The organism is Brevibacterium salitolerans, from assembly GCF_039531405.1.
GTDB classification, from domain to species: Bacteria; Actinomycetota; Actinomycetes; order Actinomycetales; family Brevibacteriaceae; genus Brevibacterium; species Brevibacterium salitolerans.
This window is the reverse complement of sequence record NZ_BAAAPZ010000008.1, coordinates 267,953-291,215: the sequence shown is the minus strand read 5'-3', so window position 1 is coordinate 291,215 and position 23,263 is coordinate 267,953. Positions and strand designations below refer to the sequence as shown.

General features: G+C 70.9%; 20 protein-coding genes and 3 tRNA genes. 11 read left to right on the top strand and 12 right to left on the bottom strand.

The window, feature by feature from the left end; translation table 11 throughout:
• Positions 1-26 precede the first annotated feature (26 nt).
• Both ABD240_RS11250 and ABD240_RS11245 read left to right on the top strand, forming a co-directional pair.
• Positions 27-671 (top strand): Asp23/Gls24 family envelope stress response protein, encoded by a 645-nt coding sequence (locus tag ABD240_RS11250; protein WP_344337290.1) that lies wholly within the window; start codon positions 27-29, stop codon positions 669-671.
• 74 nt (positions 672-745) lie between these two features.
• Complete coding sequence (locus tag ABD240_RS11245; RefSeq protein ID WP_344337287.1) at positions 746-1,261, top strand: RNA polymerase sigma factor; 516 nt, start codon at positions 746-748, stop codon at positions 1,259-1,261.
• Between the two features lie 245 nt (positions 1,262-1,506).
• On the opposite strand, the gene ABD240_RS11240 is transcribed toward ABD240_RS11245, so the two are convergent.
• A complete protein-coding gene (locus ABD240_RS11240; RefSeq protein WP_291791930.1) occupies positions 1,507-1,797 on the bottom strand; it encodes a hypothetical protein in 291 nt (96 codons plus the stop codon).
• Here ABD240_RS11240 and ABD240_RS11235 point away from each other — a divergent pair.
• Entirely contained in the window at positions 1,784-2,119 is a 336-nt protein-coding gene (locus ABD240_RS11235; protein ID WP_291791931.1) for a hypothetical protein, read from the top strand. The two genes, ABD240_RS11240 and ABD240_RS11235, sit on opposite strands and share 14 nt — an antisense overlap.
• 470 nt (positions 2,120-2,589) lie before the next feature.
• Here the strand turns inward: ABD240_RS11235 and ABD240_RS11230 are convergent.
• The 5 genes from ABD240_RS11230 to ABD240_RS11210 all read right to left on the bottom strand — a co-directional run bounded on the left by ABD240_RS11230 (position 2,590) and on the right by ABD240_RS11210 (position 5,781).
• Positions 2,590-2,663, bottom strand: a tRNA-Met gene (locus ABD240_RS11230).
• Between the two features lie 23 nt (positions 2,664-2,686).
• A tRNA-Thr gene (locus tag ABD240_RS11225) sits at positions 2,687-2,759 on the bottom strand.
• Between the two features lie 70 nt (positions 2,760-2,829).
• Positions 2,830-3,639 carry a glycerophosphodiester phosphodiesterase gene (locus ABD240_RS11220; RefSeq protein ID WP_344337284.1) on the bottom strand — a complete coding sequence of 270 codons (810 nt, stop codon included), beginning with the start codon at positions 3,637-3,639 and terminating at the stop codon, positions 2,830-2,832.
• A complete protein-coding gene (glsA, locus tag ABD240_RS11215; protein ID WP_344337282.1) occupies positions 3,636-5,546 on the bottom strand; it encodes a glutaminase A in 1,911 nt (636 codons plus the stop codon). The genes ABD240_RS11220 and glsA overlap by 4 nt, the downstream gene beginning before the upstream one ends.
• A 153-nt stretch (positions 5,547-5,699) precedes the next feature.
• Positions 5,700-5,781: transfer RNA gene (locus tag ABD240_RS11210), tRNA-Tyr, on the bottom strand.
• Positions 5,782-5,956: 175 nt separating this feature from the next.
• Here ABD240_RS11210 and ABD240_RS11205 point away from each other — a divergent pair.
• The 4 genes from ABD240_RS11205 (at position 5,957) to ABD240_RS11190 (ending at position 9,250) form a co-directional block, all read left to right on the top strand.
• Complete coding sequence (locus ABD240_RS11205; RefSeq protein ID WP_344337280.1) at positions 5,957-6,448, top strand: YajQ family cyclic di-GMP-binding protein; 492 nt, start codon at positions 5,957-5,959, stop codon at positions 6,446-6,448.
• A 301-nt stretch (positions 6,449-6,749) separates the two neighbouring features.
• The gene (gene ectA / locus ABD240_RS11200; RefSeq protein ID WP_344337278.1) at positions 6,750-7,292 is read left to right on the top strand and encodes a diaminobutyrate acetyltransferase; all 543 of its coding nucleotides are present in this window, start codon (positions 6,750-6,752) and stop codon (positions 7,290-7,292) included.
• 175 nt (positions 7,293-7,467) lie between these two features.
• The gene (ectB, locus tag ABD240_RS11195; RefSeq protein ID WP_344337276.1) at positions 7,468-8,751 is read left to right on the top strand and encodes a diaminobutyrate--2-oxoglutarate transaminase; all 1,284 of its coding nucleotides are present in this window, start codon (positions 7,468-7,470) and stop codon (positions 8,749-8,751) included.
• 109 nt (positions 8,752-8,860) lie between these two features.
• Positions 8,861-9,250, top strand: coding sequence for an ectoine synthase (locus ABD240_RS11190; RefSeq protein WP_344337274.1), 390 nt, complete (start codon positions 8,861-8,863; stop codon positions 9,248-9,250).
• A 140-nt stretch (positions 9,251-9,390) separates the two neighbouring features.
• Here ABD240_RS11190 and ABD240_RS11185 read toward each other — a convergent pair whose 3' ends face one another.
• Positions 9,391-10,800, bottom strand: a complete 1,410-nt coding sequence (locus ABD240_RS11185; RefSeq protein WP_344337272.1) for an FAD-dependent oxidoreductase — start codon at positions 10,798-10,800, stop codon at positions 9,391-9,393.
• A gap of 230 nt (positions 10,801-11,030) precedes the next feature.
• Between ABD240_RS11185 and rarD the strand changes: the two genes are divergently transcribed.
• A complete protein-coding gene (gene rarD, locus ABD240_RS11180; protein WP_344337270.1) occupies positions 11,031-11,957 on the top strand; it encodes an EamA family transporter RarD in 927 nt (308 codons plus the stop codon).
• Between the two features lie 23 nt (positions 11,958-11,980).
• Here rarD and ABD240_RS11175 read toward each other — a convergent pair whose 3' ends face one another.
• The 3 genes from ABD240_RS11175 to ABD240_RS11165 form a co-directional block, all read right to left on the bottom strand.
• Positions 11,981-13,072 (bottom strand): polyprenyl synthetase family protein, encoded by a 1,092-nt coding sequence (locus ABD240_RS11175; RefSeq protein WP_425547013.1) that lies wholly within the window; start codon positions 13,070-13,072, stop codon positions 11,981-11,983.
• A gap of 76 nt (positions 13,073-13,148) precedes the next feature.
• Positions 13,149-14,636: an FAD-dependent monooxygenase gene (locus ABD240_RS11170; RefSeq protein ID WP_344337268.1), complete on the bottom strand. Its 1,488-nt coding sequence runs from the start codon at positions 14,634-14,636 to the stop codon at positions 13,149-13,151.
• On the bottom strand, positions 14,636-15,343 hold the full coding sequence (locus tag ABD240_RS11165; protein ID WP_291795107.1) for a demethylmenaquinone methyltransferase: 708 nt from the start codon (positions 15,341-15,343) through the stop codon (positions 14,636-14,638). The genes ABD240_RS11170 and ABD240_RS11165 overlap by 1 nt, the downstream gene beginning before the upstream one ends.
• An 88-nt stretch (positions 15,344-15,431) precedes the next feature.
• On the opposite strand from ABD240_RS11165, the gene ABD240_RS11160 reads away from it, so the two are divergent.
• Both ABD240_RS11160 and ABD240_RS11155 read left to right on the top strand, forming a co-directional pair.
• The gene (locus ABD240_RS11160; protein WP_291795106.1) at positions 15,432-16,793 is read left to right on the top strand and encodes an MFS transporter; all 1,362 of its coding nucleotides are present in this window, start codon (positions 15,432-15,434) and stop codon (positions 16,791-16,793) included.
• Positions 16,794-16,827: 34 nt separating this feature from the next.
• Positions 16,828-18,273 carry an isochorismate synthase gene (locus ABD240_RS11155; RefSeq protein WP_344337265.1) on the top strand — a complete coding sequence of 482 codons (1,446 nt, stop codon included), beginning with the start codon at positions 16,828-16,830 and terminating at the stop codon, positions 18,271-18,273.
• A gap of 448 nt (positions 18,274-18,721) precedes the next feature.
• Here ABD240_RS11155 and ABD240_RS11150 read toward each other — a convergent pair whose 3' ends face one another.
• Complete coding sequence (locus ABD240_RS11150; RefSeq protein WP_344337263.1) at positions 18,722-21,127, bottom strand: thiamine pyrophosphate-binding protein; 2,406 nt, start codon at positions 21,125-21,127, stop codon at positions 18,722-18,724.
• 243 nt (positions 21,128-21,370) lie between these two features.
• Here ABD240_RS11150 and ABD240_RS11145 point away from each other — a divergent pair, with 243 nt between their 5' ends.
• Positions 21,371-22,129, top strand: a complete 759-nt coding sequence (locus ABD240_RS11145) for a hypothetical protein (protein WP_344337261.1) — start codon at positions 21,371-21,373, stop codon at positions 22,127-22,129.
• A gap of 45 nt (positions 22,130-22,174) precedes the next feature.
• Here ABD240_RS11145 and ABD240_RS11140 read toward each other — a convergent pair whose 3' ends face one another.
• Positions 22,175-23,227: an o-succinylbenzoate synthase gene (locus ABD240_RS11140; RefSeq protein ID WP_291795103.1), complete on the bottom strand. Its 1,053-nt coding sequence runs from the start codon at positions 23,225-23,227 to the stop codon at positions 22,175-22,177.
• Positions 23,228-23,263: the final 36 nt, after the last annotated feature.

Below are 23,263 nucleotides of genomic sequence, written 5' to 3'. Positions count from 1 at the left end.
ACTCACCATCCGAGGAGGAATCAGCCATGCGCACCGTTTCCGGCACCCGTAACCGGGTCATCCTGGCCATCGGCGGCCTACTCCTGATGCTGCCAGCCGCATGGATCGCCCTCATCACAACGCCTCTGGGCGATTGGCTTCCACCGCACCGGGACGAACTGCTCAGCGGGGAATCCACGGGTTCGGGCATCGCTGCTGCCCACGCGGCCTGGCTGCTGCCCACTTTCCTGGCGATCGGCGCTGTGGCGGTGGTCGCCGGAATCAGCCTGCTGGTGAGCCAGGTACCGCGCCCACCGGCGCGAGCCGTCCTCCGGATCACCGATGCAGACGGCAAGCTCCTGGGCTCCTTGGAGCCCGAAGTGTTCGAGCGCGCCCTGGCCGAGAACATGACAAAGGTCCCGGGCGTCCTCGATGTCGATGTTCGCTTCGGGGGCAGCACCCAGAGTCCCTGGGTGCAAGCGACCACCACACTGGCCGAGGAGGCCGAGATGGCGTGGGTGGTCCAGCTCCTGCGCGCGCGCCTGGTCCGGGATGCGGAGACCACTCTGGCCACCGCCCCCGAGACTGTCGACCTCCTGGTGCGGCTGCGGACCGGCAGGTCGTCCCGCAACGCGGCTCTGGGCCTCTCGGCGGGTGAGCGGGCGCCGGTTCGCGAAGCGGTTCTGCGTTGATGACCCCGAATCCGGCAATCCCCGAGCACGCCCTCGTACTGCGAGCCCAGGATGGGGACGTAGCGGCGTTCGAGATGCTGGTCGATCGCTATCAGGGCCGGCTCTTCCGGATCGCTTACATGATCCTGCACGACCGGATGGACGCCGAGGACGTGGTCCAAGAGTCCCTGGTTCTGGCCTGGCGCCGTCTAGGACTGCTGGAGGATCCGGCAGCATTTTCCGGCTGGGTGTCGAAGATCACGACCCGAGCGGCCACCGATGTGGTGCGCCGTGCGACTCGACGTGCGACGAATGCCACCGATGGCGAGGTCTTCGAACGGCTGCCCCCGGCCCCGGCTCTCGGCACGGCGACCTCGGGGGATCCTCTGAATCCCGAGCGCTCCGCTCTGGTGCAGGCTCAGATGACGGCACTGGCCGGCATCCTGCAGACCCTGGACGCCTCAGTGCGCAGTTGCTGGGTACTGCGCGAGGTCGGCGACATGAGTTATCGGGAGATCGCCGTCATCGTTGACGCCACCGAATCGACAGTGCGTGGGCGGATCGCGCGAGCCCGCGCGCACATCGTCGAGCACATGGAAGAATGGAGGTGAGTGAGGTGAGCAGTATCACATCTGGTTCGGACCCCAACGACGACGTCGCCACGGCCAAGTATCTGGATATGATCCGCACCATGCATCGCGAATGGTCAGCCCTCGAGGGTGACGGCGATGCTGGGGTCCAGCTCTCCGCCCGAGCGCGGAACACCATCCGGGAAGCCGTACGAGCTGACTCCCGGCACGGTGCTCATGTGGAGATGCCTCCCACGCCGGCTGGCCCGTTCACTGTCTCCGAGGCCTCATTGCGCGGAGTGGTCCGCTCCGCCGTCGACGCCGTCCCGGGAGCCCTTGCACTGCGCACCACCGCCGAGCACGCCGTCTCCGCCCAGGGTGCTCGCACCCGCGGACGTCCCGAGCGACTGCGCGTGCGCATTTCCGCGGCGCTGGACACGTCGGACCTCCCGAGCCTGGCCCGACGCGTTCGCAGCTCCGTGGCGCAAGCCTGCCACGATCACCTGGGCCTGGACGACCTGCCCATCGATGTACACATTGAGGACCTCCACGAGGAGGAACGCCATGAGCACTGACATATCCACGCCGCGCGGCCCCGCACTCCCGGCCGACCAACTGGTGAGCCTTGTGGAGGCCGTGCCGGGGATCCGCGGCATGGAGCCGGGAATTGCCACGACTCTGCGCACTCTGGATGCCCGCTTGCGCCGCCGCGCCGAGCGTGCCAGGTTCGGGCTGACCATCGATCCCGATGCTCATCTGATTACGGTGGAGCTGGCACTGTCCGGCCCGCGCCCGGTGCGCGCCGTCGTGGAAGACGTTCAGCGCGAGGTGCACGAGGCCGTGGCCTCAGCCGGCGGTGCGCAGCACGAGGTGCTCGTGCGTGTGCAATCCCTGAGCTGAGCCCTCCCGACCGCCGAAAGGACTCATGGGCACATCATCGTGGGTTCGGTCAGGACTCCTGAGCCAGGAAGCGAAGATGAGGTCATGCGGGAGCAGCGACAGGCTGAGAACTCGACGGCGTGTCGCTCCAGCGCGGAGCAGAAGGTCGCCGTGGTGCGGATGGTCTGGGCTTTGCACACCGAGTTCAGCTCGCCCGGCCCATCACAAGTCAGGGTTGCGGTCCCGCCCTTTGACGGGACCCGAGGCCCGTCAGAGAGCTCCTCAGGTTCTCCACCACGGTATGAGCCCGGACCACGCCAGGGCTGCTGTCGCAAAGTGATTGCATACCAGCACAGTCAACCCAGCAACACCTGCAACGTTCGTCAGGGTTCACCGCCGGCAGCCCGAATGCGCACCCGCCCCACAGCTGCCCGGGGACGAACTGGTGAATGACAGAAGCCCCCATCCGAAGATGGGGGCTTCTGCTTCTGTAGCGGGAGCGGGACTCGATCCCGCGACCTCACGATTATGAGTCGTGCGCTCTAACCAGCTGAGCTACCCCGCCACGGGCGAACACTGGTTCACCTGAGCCCCAAAAGGGAATCGAACCCTTGACCTTTTCCTTACCATGGAAACGCTCTGCCGACTGAGCTATTGGGGCGAACGAGAAGTAACTCTACACAGGCCCCGGAGCGATTGCAAAGCCGGATCCGGCCATTGTGACGGACGCCTCAGACGGCTGCGAAACGGGCGTCCAGGTAGCCGTGGAGACGCCCCGGCTGATTGGTGATGAGCCCGTGCACCCCCACCCCCAGCAGCATCTCCCACTCCGCCGGCTCGTCCACCGTCCACACGAACATCGCAGCCCCCGCGCCCAGGAACGAGTCCACGACACCCCGGCGCAGAGCCACTCCCTTCTGCGAGGGGTTGTAGCCCAGCAGCTCCAGCTCGTCGAGGTACTGCAGATCGTCCTCCCGCGGCATGGTGCGCAGCAGGCACCGCTCGACCATGGGAGCGATATCCCGCAGCAACGCCAGCGTGGACACGGAGAAGCTCTGCGCCACCACGCGATCGGCCACGCCGTACTCCACGACGAGACCGGCCGCCTGCGCGACGGCTCCCGCGGACCAGTCCCCCTTGAACTCCAGCAGCAGGCGGCCGCCGTAGTCCACGATCTCCCGCAGCAGGGTCTCCAGCCGCGGAACCCGCTGACCGGCGAAGCCGCGGCCTGCCCACAGCCCCGCGTCCAGGCGGGAGAGGGAGTCGTCGTCGAGGCGGCTCAGCGCCCCGCCGCCGTTGGTGGTCCGATCCACCGTGGGGTCATGGATGACGACCGGCGTGCCGTCCGCGGTCACGTGGAGGTCCACCTCGATCCAGTCCGAGCCCACCAGCCGGGCGGCGTCCACCGCCGCCAGGGTGTTCTCCGGGACCGCGGCCGAGTACCCCCGGTGGGCGATCACCCAGGGACGGTCGCCCTCACCCGGAGCCTCATCCACACCTTCGCGCATGAACTGCGCGTTCCTGATCCGCTCCGCCGTCACTCCGTCCGCTCCTCTCCTCGCACTGCCTGCACGAGCCGCGCATATCCGTCATGGGCGATGCTCCGCCACAGGGCGGCCGCCGCGGCAGGCGACTCCGCCTCCATCCGTTCCAGCGCCTCCGCGGAGAGCAGCTCGAAGCGGCTGCGCTGTGCGGCGATCACCGCGAACGGCTGCCCCGCACCCGTGCCCAGCGCGTACTCCCCAAACGTGGCACCCGCCCGCAGCACCGCCATCAGCTCCCCGTCCGGGCTCACACTGTGCACCTCGCCGGAGACCACGAAGCGGATCCCGTCGAAGTCGTCACCCGGCGCCCGGATCACCTGGCCCTCCTCCGCCGTCTCTGCGGTGAGCAGACCCCGCACCACCGCGCGCACCGCCGGCGACAGACCGCCCAGCACCGGGCCCTGCTGCCGGACCGGCTGCGCTCCCGCATCCTCCTCGGAGAGCAGCACCGCGTCCTCGGCCCACACCAGCGCGGCATGACGCGAGGCGAAGATCCTCACGGGGAGGCGGGACTGGCCCTCCGCACCGTCCGTGGGCGCGGCCTCAACCGCGCCGTCCACGACCCCGGCCTCGGCGGCCTCCCGCAGCAGTGCGCGCTTGAGCTCGTGCCGGCGCAGCAGCGCATCCGGATCCACGACCCCGACGGCGATCCCCTCCTCGTCCATCGTCGCCGCCAGCCGCGCGAGGCTCATGAGCGCAGACCCGGAGAGCTCGTCCACCTTGCCGATGTCGAGGACCACCACCTGCGGCTCGTCCAGCTCCTCGATGAGCCGGGAGACCGCTTCGAAGCCGCTGAAGTGCACGTCCCCGATCAGTTCGAGGATGTGCGCGCGGTCACCGTGCTCCTCGAGCACCGCCTCGTCCTCAGGGCTCCTGCGCAGCGAGGAGTGGTCGCGGTCCACGGTGGTGTGCGAGCGGATCACCGCGCGCCCGGGCTTCCCGGCCCTCACGATGTGAAGGCCCAGGTCCGCGGACATCTCCTCGTGGGCGACGATCCCCTTGGCGCTGTTGCCGTGCCGGTCCAGCGGCGGGGAGTAGGTCGCGATGCCCAGCTGCCCGGGCAGCACCGCGATGATGCCGCCGCCCACCCCGCTCTTGGCCGGCAGGCCCACCGTGGTGACCCAGTCCCCGGAGTCGTCGTACATGCCGCAGGTGAGCATGACGGAGAGCACCCTCTCCACCACGTCCTCGGGGAAGACCCGCTCACCGGTCGCCGGGTTCACGCCGAGGTGGGCCAGCGTGGCCGCCATCATCGACAGATCCGCCGCCGTCACGGAGATCGCGCACTGCTTCGTGTAGTCATCGAAGGCCGGATTGGGATCACCCTCGATGATGCCCCAGGAGGACAGGAACCAGGCCAGACCGCGGTTGTGGGCACCGGTCTCGTAGTCCGCACGGAGCACCTCCTCGTCGAGGCTCAGCTGCCGGCCCGCGCACGCGGAGAACACTGCGAGGATCCTCTCGAACGCGGTCTCCTCCCCCACCGGGCGCACGAGCGAGGTCGCGGCGATCGCGCCGATGTTGATGAGCGCGTTCTTGGGCCGCCCGCTGCCGGCCTCGGAGGAGAGGTCGTTGTAGGCGCTGCCGGAGGGCTCCACGTCGATCTTGCCGTCCACCAGGTCGAACCCGGAGTCCATGAGGGCGAGCGCATAGACGAACACCTTGGAGATCGACTGGATGGAGAACTCCTCGCACGCGTCCCCCACGCGGTAGGAGAATCCGTCCGCTGTGGTCATGGCGATGCCCAGGTGGTCCGGATCACCGCCGTAGAGGACGCTGAGGCCCTCGGCCGGGCTGCCCGCGGAAGCGGTGCGGAATCCGGGGGTCGGATGGGCGGCGAAGGGATCTGCGGCGCGCACTCGGGCGTGCAGACCGCTCAGATACGTCTGGACGGGTGAGCGCATGCGTGCCAGCCTACTCCGGCACCGCCCTGCCGCAGCAGGACTCGGGATGAACGGCAGATGAGCGGGGACACCCCGTGCGCCGGCCGCCGGCGCACACGAAGAAGGCCCCTTCATCCGCGTTTCCGCCGATGAAGGGGCCTCCACCCACAGGGGTGGCAGGTATAGGATTCGAACCTATGAAGGCAATGCCGGCTGATTTACAGTCAGCTCCCTTTGGCCGCTCGGGCAACCTGCCTCTGTGCTCGCTGAGCACTCGTAGAACGATACACGGTCCTCGGAGGCCGTGCAAAATCGGGCCGCAGCACTGAACGATACGATGGCCGCACCGCATCCGGGCACCTGCGCGCGGATGCACCCGGCACTGATCACCCGCCGCCGCGACGGCGGCACGCACAGCCCAGGAGGCAGACATGGCAGCGGACTCCAGCTTCGACATCGTCAGCAAGATCGACCGCCAGGAGGCGGACAACGCGCTCAACCAGGCAGTCAAGGAGATCGGCTCCCGCTACGACTTCAAGGGCACCGGCGCCGTGATCGAGTGGAAGGGCGAGGGCATCCAGATGCGCGCCTCGGCCGAGGACCGCGTGAACGCCGTCCTCGACGTGTTCCAGTCCAAGCTGGTGCGCCGCGGGATCTCACTGAAGTCCCTGGACGCCGGCGAGCCCTACCCCTCCGGCAAGGAGTACCGGATCGACGCGAGTCTCAAGGAGGGGATCGACCAGGAGAACGCGAAGAAGATCTCCAAGATCATCCGCGACGAGGGGCCCAAGGGCGTCAAGCCGCAGATCCAGGGCGACGAGCTGCGCGTCACCTCCAAGGAGCGCGACGATCTGCAGGAGGTCATCGCGCTCCTCAAGGGCAAGGACCTGGACATCGACCTGCAGTTCACGAACTACCGCTGAGCCCGATCGCGCCGCGGACGGCGCACCGGAGTTCGAAGAGGCGGCCTGCACGGGATCCCGTGCAGGCCGCTTCTCACATTCCGGACCCCGCACACCTGCGCTCCGCATGCAAATGTTACGAACGCATAACGATGGGAGACGGTGGCCTGCGCCACTCGCCGCAACCCCCGTTTCGCCAGTCTCCTTGTGGGATCGGGAGGGTCGGAGACATCCCTCCCGGAACCCGCGATCCGCGTGTCTCCGGGCGGTTCTGCGCCGTATCCCGGTTGATATCGACGCTCAGCTCGTTAGGTTGAATGGCGTGACTCATGCACAAGCAGAGGCCCAGACAACCCCCATCGACCCCGGCCGGACGGCCGGCGAGGAACCCGTCCTCATCCGCACCCCCGCACTATCCGACGGCAAGAGCATGTGGACGCTCGCCCGTGACACGCAGGTGCTCGACCTGAACTCCTCCTATGCGTACCTCCTGTGGTGCCGCGACTTCGCCGGGACCTCGGTCGTCGCCGAGGTGGGCGGGGCTCCCGCCGGCTTCGTCACCGGGTACATGCGCCCCGAGGCGCCGGAGACCCTCATGATCTGGCAGGTGGCGGTCGACGCCCGCTTCCGCGGACGCCGCATCGCCGCCTCGATGCTCGACGACCTCGCCGCGCGCACCGGAGCCGTCCGCCTGGAGACCACCATCACGGACGACAACAGCGCCTCCATCGGCCTGTTCAGCGCCTTCGCACAGCGCCACGACGCCCGGCTCACCACCTCTCCCCTGTTCACACCAGCCGACTATCCGGATGGGCACGACACGGAGTTCCTCTACGAGATCGGGCCGCTGCAACCGCAGCGCTGACCCGCCTCCCGGGGACGGCGCATCCCGTCCCCGCACCACGCACGCCGGTCGCCCACGACCGCGCACACCCCTCGGGCACCTGGTACGACCGTCCGGGTCCCCTGATCGTCCGCCGCAGCTGCCGAGAGCCGGCAGCCGGGCGGTCGCAGCCACGAAGGAAGGTAGGAAGACTGCCATGACCGAGATCTACTACACCCTTGAATCCGAGGTCCGCAGCTACTCCCGCAGCTGGCCCGCGGAGTTCGTGAAGGCCTCCGGGGCCACCCAGACCGCCGCTGACGGCACGGAGTACCTCGACTTCTTCGCCGGAGCGGGCGCGCTCAACTACGGCCACAACAATCCCGTGTTCATGGAGCCGCTCATCGCGTACCTGCAGTCCGGCCAGGTCCTGCACTCCATGGACATGAAGACCCCGGCGAAGCGGAAGTTCCTCGAGACCTTCAAGAGCCGCATCCTCGACCCCCGGGGCCTCAACTACAAGGTGATGTTCCCCGGGCCCACGGGCACCAACACCGTCGAGGCCGCCCTCAAGCTCGCCCGCAAGTACACGGGGCGCCAGCACATCCTCTCGTTCACCAACGCGTTCCACGGCATGACGCTGGGCTCGCTGTCCGTGACCGGCAACTCGATGAAGCGCGAGGGCGCGGGCATCCCGCTCACCAACTCCTCGAAGATCCCCTACGACGACTACTTCGACGGCGAGACCGCGGACTTCCTGTGGCTCGAGCGCGTGCTCGAGGACTCGGGGTCCGGTGTGGACAAGCCCGCCGCGATCATCGTCGAGACCGTCCAGGGCGAGGGCGGCGTCCGTGCGGCACGCGCCGAATGGCTCCGCGGGCTCGCGGAGCTGTGCCGGCGCCACGACATCCTCCTCATCGTCGACGACGTGCAGGCCGGCTGCGGGCGCACCGGCACCTTCTTCAGCTTCGAGGAGGCCGGCATCGTCCCGGACATCGTCTGCCTGTCGAAGTCGATCTCCGGCTCCGGGCTGCCCCTGGCGCTCACGCTGTTCCGTCCCGAGCTCGACATCTGGTCGCCGGGCGAGCACAACGGCACCTTCCGCGGCAACAACCCGGCATTCGTCACCGCCACCGCCGCGATCGAGGAGTTCTGGGCCGATGACTCCTTCCAGCAGGAGCTCGCAGGCAAGATCGAGCTGCTCCAGTCCCGCCTCGAGCGCATCGCCTTCTCCGCCTCCGGCGCCGGCGTGCGCGGCCGCGGGATGTTCGGCGGGATCATCTTCGAGGACGCCGAGCTGGCCGGGAAGATCGCCGCCGAGGCCTACCGCAACGGCCTGCTGGTGGAGACCTCCGGACCCAAGGACGAGGTCGTCAAGCTCCTGCCGCCGCTCACGGTGACCCGCGAGGAGCTGGACCGCGGACTCGACATCCTCGCCGCCGCTGTCGCCGCCGTGGCTCCGGCGCCCACCGCCGCCGAGGCCGCCGCGGCTTCCGCCTGACACTCCGGGCTCCGGGCTCCGGGCTCCGGGCTCCGGGCTCCGGGCTCCGGGCTCACCGTATCCGCACCCGGCAGCACACAGCTGCCCACACACCCACCGAGGAGACCGCTTGTACGTCGTGAACATCGAAGACCTGAACGGCACGGACCGCGATGTGAAGTCCGAGACCTGGCGCAGCCGCCGCATGGTGCTGGCCAAGGAGGGCGTGGGGTTCTCGTTCCACGAGACCACCATCTACGCCGGCACCACCTCCACGTTCCACTACCAGAACCACTACGAGGCCGTGTACTGCGTGGCCGGCAGGGGCACGCTCACCAGCGAGGAGACCGGCGAGAGCTGGGATCTGCGCGACGGCACCCTCTATCTCCTTAACGAGCACGACAAGCACACCGTGCGCGCGGAGGAGGAGCTGCGGCTGATCTGCACCTTCAACCCGCCGGTGACCGGCCGTGAGGTCCACGACGAGAACGGGGTCTACCCGCTCGTCACGGAGGACTGAGCCCTCAGGCTCCTGAGCCTGCAGACACCTGAGCGCTCTGCCGCCTGAGAACTGAGGCGGCAGAGGGCTCAGACGACGGTGGGGCCGTGCCCGGCTGATCCAGCCGGGCACGGCCTCACACGTGGTTCCGGGGCGGCCGCTCAGACGGTCTGCACGGTGCGCGCGCCGGTACTGCGGGAGTGCTCGAGCATGCCCGCGCGGGTGGGGATCTTCACCCTTTCACGACCCTGCGGCTCGCCCAGCGCCTTCTCCGCGGCCTCCAGCCGGTGGAAGCCGTCCCAGTCCGCGTAGTCGACGCCGCGTGCCTCGAGCAGGTCGAGGATCGCGTCCTCGTCCGGCCTCTCCGGCTCCGGCAGCAACCCTGCGCAGTGGTCCTCGATGAGGTGCGTGATGGTCTCCAGTGCATCGCCCTTCGTGTGGCCGATGAGGCCCACGGGACCGCGCTTGATCCAGCCCGTCGCGAAGACTCCGGGGACGACGGGCGCCTGCGCCGCCGTCTCCTGTGAGGAGCCCGCGTGCACCCGCCCCTCCACGTTCGTGATGACGCCGCGCCGCGCGTCGAAGGGCAGATCCCGCAGCGGGGAGCCGAAGTAGCCCACCGCACGGTAGACGGCGCCCACCTCCCAGTCGTGGAAGGTGCCCGTGCCGCTCACGCCGCCGTTGCCGTCCAGCTGCTGGCGCTCCGTCCGCAGCCCGGTCACCCCGGTCTCTTCGTCGCCGAGCACCTCGACGGGGGCATGGAGGAAGTGCAGATGCAGACGCCGGGGTGCACCGGTCTCCTCCCGCAGGGTGAAGTCCGTGAGGGTCTTGGTGACCTGCTTGGTCTGGTTGTTCGAGTGGATCTGCGCCATCGAGGCCTCGTCGAACTCGTAGTCCTCCGGGTAGACGAGGATGTCGACGTCCTTCACGTGTCCCAGCTCGCGCAGCTCCAGCGGGGTGAACTTGGCCTGTGCCGGGCCCCGCCGGCCGAAGACGTGGACGTCCGTGACCCTGGAGTCGCGCAGTCCCCGGTGGACGTGTTCGGGGATCTCCGTGCTCAGCATGTCGTCGGCCTGCTTGGCGAGCACGCGGGCCACGTCGAGGGCGACGTTGCCGTTGCCCAGCACGGCCACGCTCTCCTGGTCGAGCGGCCATTCCTGGGGGACGTCCGGGTGCGCGTCGTACCAGTTGACGAAGTCCGCCGCACCGTAGGACCGCGGCAGGTCGATGCCGGGGATGTCGAGTGCCGCATCCTCGAAGGAGCCGGTGGAGAAGATCACCGCATCGTAGTGTGCGCGCAGGTCCTCGAGGGTGATGTCCGTGCCGAAGTCCACGTTGCCCAGCAGCCGCACGTCACCGCGGTCCAGCACCTTGATGAGGGCGTTCTGGATCCCCTTGATGCGCGGGTGGTCCGGTGCGACGCCGTAGCGGACCAGCCCGAAGGGCACGGGGAGCCGTTCGAACAGGTCGATCGAGAGTGAGAAGTCCCGCTCCGCCTTGGTGAGCAGGTCAGCGGCGTAGATGCCCGCCGGGCCCGCTCCCACGATCGCCACACGAAGAGCTCGAGTCACAGTGCACACACCTTTCAGGGGCAGCGTGTCCCTGCCCGCCATTCGGGTGGACCCTTCGTCTCCGGGGCACCTGGGACGGCCCCCGGAAGGTCCGGTCGAAACGAATCCACCCCACGATCTTAGTGCGCCCTCACCTGATCGCGCCGCGACCCCGCTCACACTCCCGGTCCCGCGTCTCGCGGGCACGGGGCACTCTGCGGAACCTCACAGCTCCTCACTAGACTGCGAGGGTGAATGACTCAAGCGCACCGGCAGGGCTCCCGGAGGACGAACAGGCGAGAAGGCGCGCTGGATTGCTCAGCGGTATGGGCGCCTATCTGCTCTGGGGGCTCCTCCCCCTCTACTTCTCCGTCCTCGCACCCGCGGACAGCTTCGAGATCCTCGCCCACCGGATCGTCTGGTGCACGGTCTTCTGCCTGCTGCTCCTCGCGCTCACCGGCGGCTTCCGCGCGTTGCGCACCGCACTCACGGACGGGAAGGTGCTGGGCACCCTGGCGCTGGCGGCGGTCCTGGTGTGCGGCAACTGGCTGGTCTTCCTCCTGGGCGTAATGTCCGGCAACGTCGTCGAGATCTCCCTGGGCTACTACATCAACCCGCTGCTCTCGATCCTGCTGGGGGTGTTCGTGCTGCGCGAGCGCCTGCGGCCCCTGCAGTGGGTCGCGATCGGCCTGGCCGCCGCCGCGGTGGTGGTCATCACGGTGGGCTACGGCGCCGTCCCGTGGTTCGGCCTGGCGGTGGCGGTGACCTTCGCCGGCTACGGCCTCGTGAAGAACCGCGTGGGCGCCAAGGTGGGCGCGCTCTCCGGGCTCACGGTCGAGTCGATCGTCCTCACTCCGCTCGCCCTCGGGTGGATCGGCTGGACCTACCTCGCCGGCACTGCGACCTTCAGCGGCGAGGGCTCCGGCCACGTCCTGCTCATGCTGCTGCTGGGACCGGCGACCGCGCTGCCGCTCCTGCTCTTCGGCTCCGCCGCACGCCGGATACCGCTGAGCTGGGTGGGGATGCTGCAGTACGTCACACCCACCATGCAGTTCCTCACCGGCGTGTTCCTCATGGGCGAGGAGATGTCCGCGGCGCGCTGGGCGGGCTTCGGCCTCATCTGGGTGGCGTGCCTCGTCCTCATCACGGACATGGTCCGCCGCGCGCGCCGCCGCTGAGCGAGCGCGTCAGCCTGCGCGGCTCAGCCCGCGCGGTCGACGACCTGACGCGCGAAGGCCTCCAGCCCGGTGCGCACCTCGCCCTCCGGCAGCGGTGCGAGCGCGGCGATCGACTCGTCCGCCCAGCGCCGGGCCTCCGTCCGGGCCTGCTCCGTCACCGGGTGGGCGGCCAGCGCAGCCCGGGCGATCTCGAGGGCCTCGTCGGTGGAGAGGTCCGCGTCCAGCAGCTCCGCGATCTGCACGGCGGAGGCGTCACCGGCGGCCGCGGCCGCACGCAGGTAGAGGACCGGCAGGGTGGGCACGCCCTCGCGCAGGTCCGTGCCCGGGGTCTTGCCGGAGTCCGCCGAGGTCGAGGTGAGGTCGATGAGGTCGTCGGCGAGCTGGAAGGCCACACCCACCTTCTCCCCGAACTCACGCACGGGTGCCACGAAGGCCGGGTCCGCACCGGAGAAGCGCACGCCGAACTCGCCCGAGGCCGCGATGAGCGAGCCGGTCTTGTCCGCGAGCACCTGGATGTAGTGGGCGATGGGGTCCGCGCCCTCGTCCGGACCGGCGAACTCCGCGAGCTGGCCGAGCACCAGCCGCTCGAACGTCTCCGCCTCCAGCCGCACGGCCTCCGGCCCCAGCCGGGCGGACAGCAGGGAGGCGCGGGCGAAGAGGAGGTCGCCGGTGAGGATGGCCACGGAGTTGCCCCAGACCGCGTGGGCGCTGGGAGCGCCGCGCCGCACGGGCGCGTCGTCCATGACGTCGTCATGGTAGAGCGTCGCCAGGTGGATGAGCTCCACGGCGGCGGCCGCGTCGAGGATCTCCGGCCGGGCCGGGTCCCCCAGCTGCGCGGCGAGGAGCACGAGCATGGGCCGCACCCGCTTGCCACCCGCCCGCATGAGGTGGTGCGCGGCCTCGTCCGGGAGCGCGCGGGTCTGGTCCGCCGCGGCCTCGAGCCGCTTCTCGATGTCTGCGAGCCTTGCGATCATGGACTCCGCGAGCGCGGATCCCTCGGCGGCGAAGGGGCCGGCCTTGGCCGGCGCGGCGGACTGCTCCCGTCCGGCCTGTGCCCCCTGCGCTGCGTCGTCAGCCGTGGCATCGGAGAGCTGGGGCGCGCGTGCATGCGTCATCGGGTCGTCCATCATCCTTTGGAGTATTCGTCACCACGGACCGCTCAGGGATCCACCGGCGCGAGCGGTCGTCGTCTCAGTCGTTGGTCGTCTTGGGAACGGCTCGGACGAGGGCGGCGATCACGCGGTCGGCGAGATCCGCGTCGCGCCCGTTCCCCTGGATGTTCCCCATGAGTCTGACCGCGAAGGCCATGAGCGCGTCGACACTCATACCGTACTTGATCGCGAGCCCCATGAGTTCCGGCCGGCCGATGAGCGCCGCGAACGCCCGGCCGAGCGTCACGTAGCCGCCCAGCGTCTCGCGCACGATCGCAGGGTACTCGGCCAGCGCTCGCCTCCAGGCCGCCCGCGGCTTGTGCTGGTGGGTGACGATGACGTCCGCGGCGATCCGGGCCGATTCCAGCGCGTAGTCGATGCCCTCCCCGTTGAAGGGGCTCACCATGCCCGCGCTGTCGCCCACGAGCATGAGTCCGTCCGCGAAGTGGGGCGTGCGGTTGAAGCCCATGGGCAGGGCGGCGGACCGCACCCGCTCCAGCTGGGTGGTCTCGTCGATCTCCCACTCGTGCCCCATCGCCCCGATCCACTCCCGCAGCACCTGCCGGTAGTCGACCGTGCCGAACTGCGGTGAGGTGTCGAGGATGCCCAGACCCACGTTCACGGTGCCGTCGCCCAGGGGGAACAGCCAGCCGTAGCCGGGCAGGGCCTCCCCCGGGGCCTGGGCGGAGGTGCCCCTGCCGTCGGCGGTGCGGCCGCGAGCGGTCCTGCGGCCCGGAACCCCGCCGCCGAGGCCTCCCTCCGTCTGCGCGCGCAGCTCCACCCAGCTCTCCAGGTAGGGGTCCGCGTGACGTGGCGAGGAGTGGTAGGTCCGCACGGCGACGCCCATGGGACGGTCGTCGCGCTTCTCCCGGCCCATGCTCACCGCGGTGCGCGAGGAGACGCCGTCGCAGGCGACGACGAGCGGAGCGGTGACGACGGCCTCGGCCCCGGTCCGCCGCCCGCGGGAGTCCCGCGCCACCGTGCGGATGCCGGTGATCCAGCCGTCCGCTCCGGTGAGGGGTTCCGTCGCCATCGTCTGCTCGTGGAGGCGCGCCCCGCGGGCCTGTGCGAAGCGGGCCAGGGTCTCGTCCAGCCCGGTGCGGGCCTTGGTGAGGCCGTAGTCCGGGAACTCGCCTCCGGGCCAGTCGATCTCCACGCGGTGCCCGCCGCCGATGAGCCGCAGCCCGCGGTTGCGGTGCCAGCCTTCGTCCGCCGGGGTCGGCACGCCCAGCAGGCCCAGCTCCTTCACCGCGCGCGGGGTGAGGGCGTCGCCGCACACCTTGTCACGCGGGAAGGCGGACTTCTCCAGCAGCACGACGTCCATCCCCGCGCCCGCGAGGTGCGCGGCCAGCGCGGAGCCTCCCGGCCCCGCGCCCACCACGACGACATCCGCCGTCGTGTCCTCGGTGAGCGGGTCTGCAGAGGAGCGTGTGCGCTCCCCGGTCACGGAGAAGGACCGGGGACGCTCACACGTCGAGGTGGATGCGGACGCCGAGGCGGCCTCGGGGACGGTGACGGTGCCGGTCATCAGCGTGCGGCGGGCCGGACCGCCCGGTGGATCGCGACGATGCCGCCGGAGAGGTTGCGGTACTGCACCTGGTCGAACCCGGAGTCTGCAATGCGCCGGGCCAGCTCGTCCTGACCGGGCCAGGCGCGGATGGACTCCGCGAGGTACTCGTAGGACTCCGGATTGGAGCTGAGCGCGCGGGCCACGGGCGGGATGGCGCGCATGAGGTACTCGCGGTAGACCACGTCGAAGGGCCGGAAGACAGGCTGCGAGAACTCGGCGATCACCAGGCGCCCGCCGGGCCGCAGCACGCGCAGCATCTCAGCGAGCGCACGGTCCGGATCCGCTACGTTGCGGAAGCCGAAGCTGATGGTCACGGTGTCGAAGACCTCGTCCTCGAAGGGGAGGTCGAGGGCATCGGCGTGGACGAACTCGATGTCGTGGCCGCGCTGCCGTTCCCGGCCCACCGCGAGCATACCCTCGGAGATGTCCCCGGCGATCACATGGGCGCCCGCCTGTGCGAACGGCACGGAGCTGGTGCCCGTGCCGGCGGCCAGGTCGAGGATCTCCTCGCCGGGCTGCGGAGCGACGGTCTCGGTGATCACCTTCCGCCACCAGCGCGCGATGCCGAAGGTCATCGCATCGTTCATGAGGTCGTAGCGGGCGGCGACGTCGTCGAACATCGAGGCGACGTCACCGGGGTCCTTGTCCAGACGGGCGCGATTCATGCTCCGATTCTCCCCCCTGCGCGGGTGTGCGGGCGAATCCTCGCGGTGTGACGATGCGCGCGTGCGGCGCCCGGCATAGCCTGAGCGGATGGATTCCCCTTCCCCACGGCCCGCGCAGGGTGCACCACGCCGAGCGCCCAGGACTCTGCTCCTCGTCCTGGTGGCCGCGATGGCCGCGGGGCCGCTCTTCAACTTCGCCCTCGCCGCCCTGAGCTCGCAGGTGACGGCCGACTACGGCATCACGGAAGGCCAGTACGGCCTCATCATCACGATCGTGTTCCTGCTCGCCGGCCTCAGCTCCGCGCTGCTGGGGAACCTGGCGGACAGGATTCCCGTCCGCGTGCAGATCGCGGTGATCTTCGGGCTCATGATCGCGGGCTTCCTCGTGAGCATCAGTGCGCCCACCTATGCCGCTCTGCTCGCCGCGGCCGTGATCGCCGGACCGGCGCAGGCCTTCGCGAACCCTGTGACCAATCGGATCATCGCAGGCACCGTGCCGCCGGAGAAGCGCGGGGCGTGGATGGGCTGGAAGCAGTCGGGGGTGCAGTTCGGCCTGCTGTTCGCAGGCGTGACGGTGCCCTTCGTCGGAGGCCTCGCGGGGTGGACCGGGGTCGCCCTCATGTGCGTGAGCGTCCTGGGCGTGCTGCTGGTGCTGGGCTGGCTGGTGCTCACCCGGATGCAGCGTGCACGCACCACGCGGGAGCCGGTGGAGACCGGGGAGGACGCGCCGGTCCCGGAGGAGCCGGACTCGGACGGCTCCTCCGCCGCGGTCACCGGGGCCGGTGCGGGAGCCGGTGCGGGAGAGCGCCCTGCCGGCACGGACGATCCCGCCGAGGATCCAGCGCAGAAGGCTCCTCGGCCTCGGGTGCCGCTGCCCCCGGCCGTCTGGCTGCTCGCGCTCTGCGCCTTCCTCAACGCGGTCGGCACCCAGGGGGTCAACGCCTACGCCTCGCTCTTCGCGGTGCAGACCGTCGACTACCCCATCGAACTCGCCGGCACCATGCTCGCGATCATCGGCGTGCTGGGGATCGTCGCCCGGAACGTCTGGGGCCGGATCGCCGGACGCGTGCGCAGCGCGGCCCTGCTCATCCAGATCATGAACCTGGGCGGGATCCTCGCCGCCGGCGGGCTCATCGTCGTCGAGCACACGCACCTCGTGCCCCTCATGTGGGCGGCCGTCACCCTCCACGCCTTCTTCCCGCTCGCGGCCAATGTCGTCATCAACTCCGCGGTGGTCGCCAGCGCTCCGGCAGGGAGGATCGGTGTGGCCTCCGGCCTCGTCGCCGCCGGGATGAACTTCGGCTTCGCACTGGGCCCGCTGGTGATGGGCCTGGGCATCGACGTGTTCGGCGGCTACACCCCGGGGTGGATCACCCTGGGCGCGGTGTACCTGGGCTGCTATGCGGTGGCGGTGGCGCTGAGCCGGGCCGGGAGGCGCGGACGCCGCTGAGCGGCAGTCGCCCCGCGGTCAGTATCGTGGTCGCATGACCGACACCGGCTCGACTCGCGCTCCCTCCCCCGGCCCCGGGGAGGCCGCCGCATCCCCTCACGCACAGAACCCGGAGCGCACGGCGGACCCCGCGCACCTGCCGTCGCTGTGCGTGCAGTCCTGGTACGTGGACGGGCTCACCCCGTCCGGGCCCGCGCCGTTCGCCACCGCGATCCCCACCCGCTCGCTGGACTTCCTCGAGCAGCTGCCGCAGGACCGCTTCTCCTGCTGGGTGCGCGGGCGGTCCGGGATCGTCGGGTTCGGCCGGGCGCTGCGCCTGACCGCGCAGGGGCCCGGGCGCTTCCGGGACCTCGAGCGGCAGTGGGACGAACTGCGCGCACGTGCGAGCGTGGACGACAGGGTGGGCCTCCTGGGCTCCGGGCTGCTCGGCTTCAGCGCCATCGCCTTCGCCGACGGTTCCCGGGCGGCCTCGGTGGTGGACGTGCCGGAGTTCGTGCTGGGGCGACGCGACGGCCGCGTCTGGCTCACGCACATCGGCGCGCCGGAGGCGGACGGCGGCAGGCCCGCCTCCCCGGAGGACTTCCGGCTCACGCCCCGGCCCCTCACGGCCCCGGCGGTTCTCTCCGCCGGGCCCGGCGAGGTCTCCCCCGAGCGGTACGAGGAGATCGTGGAGCAGGCCTCGGCCCGTCTGCGCAGCCCGCAGGCGGGCGAGCGCAAGGTGGTGCTCGCGCGCGACGAGGTCATCACCACCGACGGCGACATCGACGTGCGGACCGTGGTGGGCCGGCTCAACAGCGCGTTCCCCAGCACGTGGACCTTCAACGTCGCGGGCCTCGTGGGAGCGACACCGGAGCTGCTCATTGGCGTGGAGGACGGCGCCGTGCATTCGCGGGTGCTCGCCGGCACGTACCGCGTTCTCGAGGACCCCTCCGCGGAGCTAGCCGCGGCCCGCGCGCAGCTCAGCGGGCACAAGGACTCGATCGAGCACTCGTATGCGATCGACTCCCTCGCCGCCACGCTGGGCTCCGTCACAGCCGAACTCCACGTCGACCGGGAGCCGCACCTGCTGCAGCTGGCCAACGTCATCCACCTGGCCTCGGACGCGCACGGGCGGCTGCGCACCGAGGACGACGGCTCCGCGCTCAGCCCCTTCCGGGTCGCCGAGGCCGTCCACCCCACCGCGGCCGTGGGCGGCGCGCCGCGCGACCGAGCGTTCGAGCTCATCACGGAGCTCGAGGACATGGACCGCGGGCGCTATGCCGGGCCGGTGGGCTGGGTGGACGGCTACGGCAACGGGCAGTTCGGCATCGCGCTGCGCTGCGGACAGCTCGAGGAGCGCAACCGGATCCGGATCTTCGCAGGGGCCGGGATCATGCCGGACTCGGATCCGGCCTCGGAGCGGGAGGAGACGGACGCCAAGTTCGCGCCGATGCGCGCGGCCCTGGGCGTGGAGAGGTCGGGACCGGGCGCGGAGCGCTGAGTTCGGCGGCCGACGGGGGCGGCGGCGAGGTGGCACGACGGGGCGTGCGAAATGGGGTGGCATGCGCGGACACCCCGCCTGTCTACGCAGCCACCCACGTATACGTGGGTGGCTGCGTGGATACCCGGTGTGTCCTTGCGCAGGAGCCCGGAAACCGACCGTGCCACCCACCTATGCGTGGGTGGCACAGCGACTACGCGGGCCCGGTGCCGCGGGCCCGGTGCCGCGTGCGCGGCAGGGTGTTCCATCACGAAGCGTGCCGGAGCAGAGTGTTCCAGCACAGTGTGCGCAGGCCGGGCACGTTACGCCACTCGCATCACAGCGGGCAGAGTTCACGCCACCCGCATCAGACCAAGCACGTCACGCCACCCGCATCCGAGCATGCGCCACCCCGCCCACGTCACGGCGCCCAGGGTTCACAGCGCGCGGAGTTCACAGAGGGCGGAGTTCACGGCAGCCGCACCTCGAGGAGCCCCGGTTCGCCGCTGTCGAGGAACGCCGCCAGCGCCGCTGCGGCACCGGGTGCGCCGCTCTCCACGGTCTGAGCTTCCCACCCCAGCGACCTGGCCGCCTCGGCGAGGCGGTACCCGTGCGGCGTGGCGAAGAACCGGTCGAAGTACGGTCGCAGATGTTCCGCGGAGTGTTCCAGGCCGGAGAAGATCGCGCCGCCGTCGTCGTTGAGCACGACGATCTGCAGGTGCGGGCGCCGTTCGTGTGCGGGGATGAGGAAGCCGCCGAGGTCGTGCAGCGCCGCGAGATCCCCCACCAGGAGCCGCACGGGTGTGCTTCCGTGCGGCACACGCTCGCTCTGGGGCGGCGTGGATTCTCCGGGGCGCGGCCCTGACCCTCCGCAGCACGGAGCGGGTTCGCCCGCGCCGGCCTCATCCGGCCCGCAGGCCGCCTCGTCCTCGAGCCCCAGGGCCAGGCCCGAGGCCGTCGCGATCAGCCCGTCGATGCCCGCCAGGCCCCGTGAGGCGAGCACACGGGCAGGGTGCTGCGGCCTTTGCTCGGCCGCGAGGAGCCGGATGGTGTTCGAGCTCGCTGCGAAGACGACGCCGGGACGCTCCAGCACCGCGCGGGCCGCGGCGGCGCCGTCCAGGGCCGGGCTGTCCAGGGCCGGCTGCGCGGCTGCGCGCTCCACGCAGGGCTGCCCCACTGTGTGCTCCGTGCGGGGGCGCCCCTCCGTGCGGGGCTGCTCCGTGCGAGTGTGCTGGCCGGTGCACTGCCGGCCCGCGGCGCTCAAGCCGGCCTCTGGTGTTGACGTGGCAGGCACAGCCTCGCCCAGACATGCCTCAGCGGCCTGCCTCCACCCCTCCCACCACTCGTTGCACCGCTCAGCAGCAGCGGAGGCAGTCATCTCCAGATCACCCGCGCCGGAAACATCGGAAGCCACTGAAGCGTCCGAAACTGCCGAAGCGGCAGCAGCCGAAGCAACCAGGTTCGGAGCGACCGCGGCTGCAGGAGCGACCGCAGGAGCCGCGAGCACATCAGCACCCATGGGCCCTCCGGTACGGACCGGCGTGTGTGCATCGTCGCCGGAGCTCTCAGAAGTGCCGCGCCCGGACGCCGCAGGAGCGCCGATCCCGTCGACCGCGTACGGCAGGTCGATCCGCTCCACGTCCTCGCGGTCCAGCAGAGCGGCGACGGGTCGCGAGAGTGTGGGGCGTCCGGCCACGAGCACGTGCGTGATCTCCTCACGCAGCGCGGCCGTGCCGGGAGCGGCGAGCACGCGCGCGTGTGCGGGCACCACCTGCGGCAGGGAGGCGAGCGCCGAGGAGGGTTCGGCGAACACCGGCAGCACGAACTCCCCGGCGAGCGCGGCTGCCGTCGGGGAGGCGAAGCCGAGGTCGTCGCCCGCCACCAGGACGGCACGGGTCTCCGGCGCCAGCAGTGCCGTGCGGATCCGCGTGAGCAGTGCCTTGCGGTCCGCCGGACGCGGGGGCTCCCCACCGTCCGCATCTGTGGGCTCCGCGAGTGCGCAGGCCTCACTCACGCCGCCAGCTCCGCCTGCGTCGGCCTCGCCGACCCCGTGAGCAGTGGCGGCCTCACCGGTCCTGTGCGCGGCCTCGGATCCGCCCGCATCACAGTCGTCCCCGTCCAGGATCACCGCCGGGTCCAGGTCCGCGGCCTCGGGCACCAGCGGCACGTCGAACTGCACGTTGATCTGCACGGGGCCGGGCAGGGCGTCGTCCAACCGCAGCCCGCCGCTGCCACAATGGTCCGCCCCCATCTCTGCGGCCTTCTCCCGCCAGGCATGATCGCCCGCACCGCAGTCCTGTACGCGCCTCTCCCCCCATGCCGTACGCACGGCCTGCGCGGCAAGCTGCTCAGCCGCTCGTGCGCTGAGCTCCGGCCCGCCCGTCACGGCGGTGAACCTCACCACACCGTCCGCGTCCGGGAACTCCCTCGTGCGTTCCGGCCCCGGGACGTGGACGTCCCAGGCGGCCACAGCCTCGGGCAGCGACCTGTGCTGGGCGTCGAGGGTCTGGTTGGCGCCGGTGCCGCGCAGCCGGGCCGGCCTGTCCGCGCTGAGCACGATGAGCGGCACGTGCGAGTGCGCGGCCTCCATCACCGCCGGGTGCAGATTGCCCACCGCGGAGCCCGAGGTCGTCACGATCGCCACGGGCCGCTCCCGTCCCGCGAGCCTGCCCGCGCGTGCCAGCCCCAGCGCCGTGAAGGCGGCATCGCGCTCGTCGATCCGCACGTGTGCGCGCACGCGCCCCGCCTGTGCCAGCGCCCCGATCGCATAGGTGAGCGGTGCCGAGCGCGAGCCCGGTGAGACGACGAAATCCTCCACGCCCGCGCGGATCAGTCCGCGGACGATGGCCTGTGCGATTGCGGTCGAGACGTTCACCCCGCCGATTCTTCCACGCGGCGGTGGCGACCGTGCCAGCCGTGCCGGCGGTGCCGACTGCGCCGACGCACGCCGTTCCCGTCGCACACCCCTCACAGGGTGTTTCCAAGCTGACACACGAATACGGCCGGTGGGCACTGCGCATGCGCCTACCGTTAGCGTGTACACACCAGCGCGCAGGCACCGTCTGCGGCATGCACACCGCCTGCGGCGTCCGGCCCGGGCGTGATCGAGGAGAACCTCATGAAGACCTCAGCCCTGTCACTCACCTCCCGCGCAGGACGCACCCGCACCGCACTCGCCGCCGTGGTCCTCGGCGCGGGCCTGGTGCTCTCCGCCTGCGGCTCCGGCGACACCGCTCCCGCCGAGGACGGAGACGCCCAGCAGGAGGAGGGAGAGGCGGCCGCGCCCGCGGAGGAGGAGGCCGCCGAGGCCCCTGCCGCCACCGCGGACGACCTCACCGCCGCCGTCGAAGCCGCCGGCTACACGGCGCAGTCGATGGACATGTCGCAGCTCGGCGATCTCCAGGGCGCCATGGGAGACGTCTCCGTGGAGCCCGCCGAGTGCGAGGCCGTCATGAACGCCGGCCTCGCCGCCGCACAGGGCTCCGACCTCACCCTCGTCGCAGGCGTCCCCGCCGACCCCACCACCGAACCCAACCTCGTGGCGATGGCCTACGGCTCCGCCGACGAGGCCGCCGAGGCGATCAGCGCGAACAAGGAGTCGCTGGGCTCCTGCGGCGAGGTCACGGTGTCGATGCAGGGCACCGAGGTCTCCAGCTCGACCTCGGAGGTCTCCGCCTCCGTCGACGGCGCGGACACCGTGCTCGGCACCGAGGCGACCATGGACATGAACGGGCAGGAGATGACGACCCGCAACCTCTCCGTGCAGAAGGGCTCCGCACTCGTGACCCTCACGGGCGTGTCCGCTCCCGGCATGGACGGTGCCGACATGGACGGCCTCGCCGAGGTCGCGGCGACGGTCCTCGCAGAGCTCCCGTGACACGTGTGCCCGTGACGTGCGGGCACCACTGACGCCGGCAGGTCCTCACGCCTCCCGCCGCAGCACCTCCCAGCAGGCCTCGAGCCGTTCGGTCCAGAACCGGACGCGCTCGGGGCCTGCGGCGTGCGCGCGCAGCAGGGCCTCGTCCGGCGCGGTCCGGCCCACCGGCAGGGCGCCGCCGACGGGGAGCAGTGGAGGTGCGCACACATCGGAGGCGAAGAGGGCCGCGGTGCCCAGGCCCGCTGCGGGAGCGTGTCCGTCGAAGGCCGCCTCCGGCACCGGCAGCCAGGCCGCGAGAGCGGCCCCGGCCGCCAGCCCCACGCTCGATTCCAGCGCGGACGAGACGACTGCCGGCAGACCCGCCTGTGCGACGACCTCCGCAGCCGCGCGGATGCCGCCCAGGGGCTGTGCCTTGACGATGATGACGTCGGCGGCGCCCAGAGCGGCCACCCGGAGCGGGTCCGCGGCCTTCCGGATGGACTCGTCGGCGGCCAGCGGCACCGGCAGGCCTTCGGCCCCGATCCAGGCTCGCAGATCTGCGAGCTCCTCCACCGTGGCCACCGGCTGCTCGAGGTACTGGAGCGAACCCGTCTCCGCGAGTGCGACCACAGCCTGCCGCGCCTCGGCCGGGCTGTAGGCGGCGTTGGCGTCGCAGCGCAGCGCAGCCTCCGGCATGGCCGCCCGCACCGCCGCGATCCGCGCGAGGTCCTCGGTGAGCGAGGCGATCCCGTGCTCGGCGATCTTCACCTTCACCGCCTGCGCGCCGGTGAAGCGCGCGGCGAGCCCGGCCACGTCCTCGGCGGCCACCGCGGGGATGGTCGCGTTCACCGGCACCGTCGCACGCAGGGGCTCCGGGAACTCCAGCACCGCGGACTCGAGGGCGGCCGCGAGCCAGTGGGCGGCCTCGGGCGCGGCGTACTCCTCGAACGGTGCGAACTCCGCCCAGCCCGCCGGACCGTGCACCAGGCAGGTCTGCCGGACGGTGAGCCCGCGGAACCGCGTGACCATCGGCAGGGCGACCGGGACGATGCGGTCGAAGACGTCGCGCGGACCGTCGGCACGGGTGAGAAGGGCACGGACCTCAGGGACGATGAGCATTGCTCCAGGATAGGACCGCGCTTCCCGACCACGCCG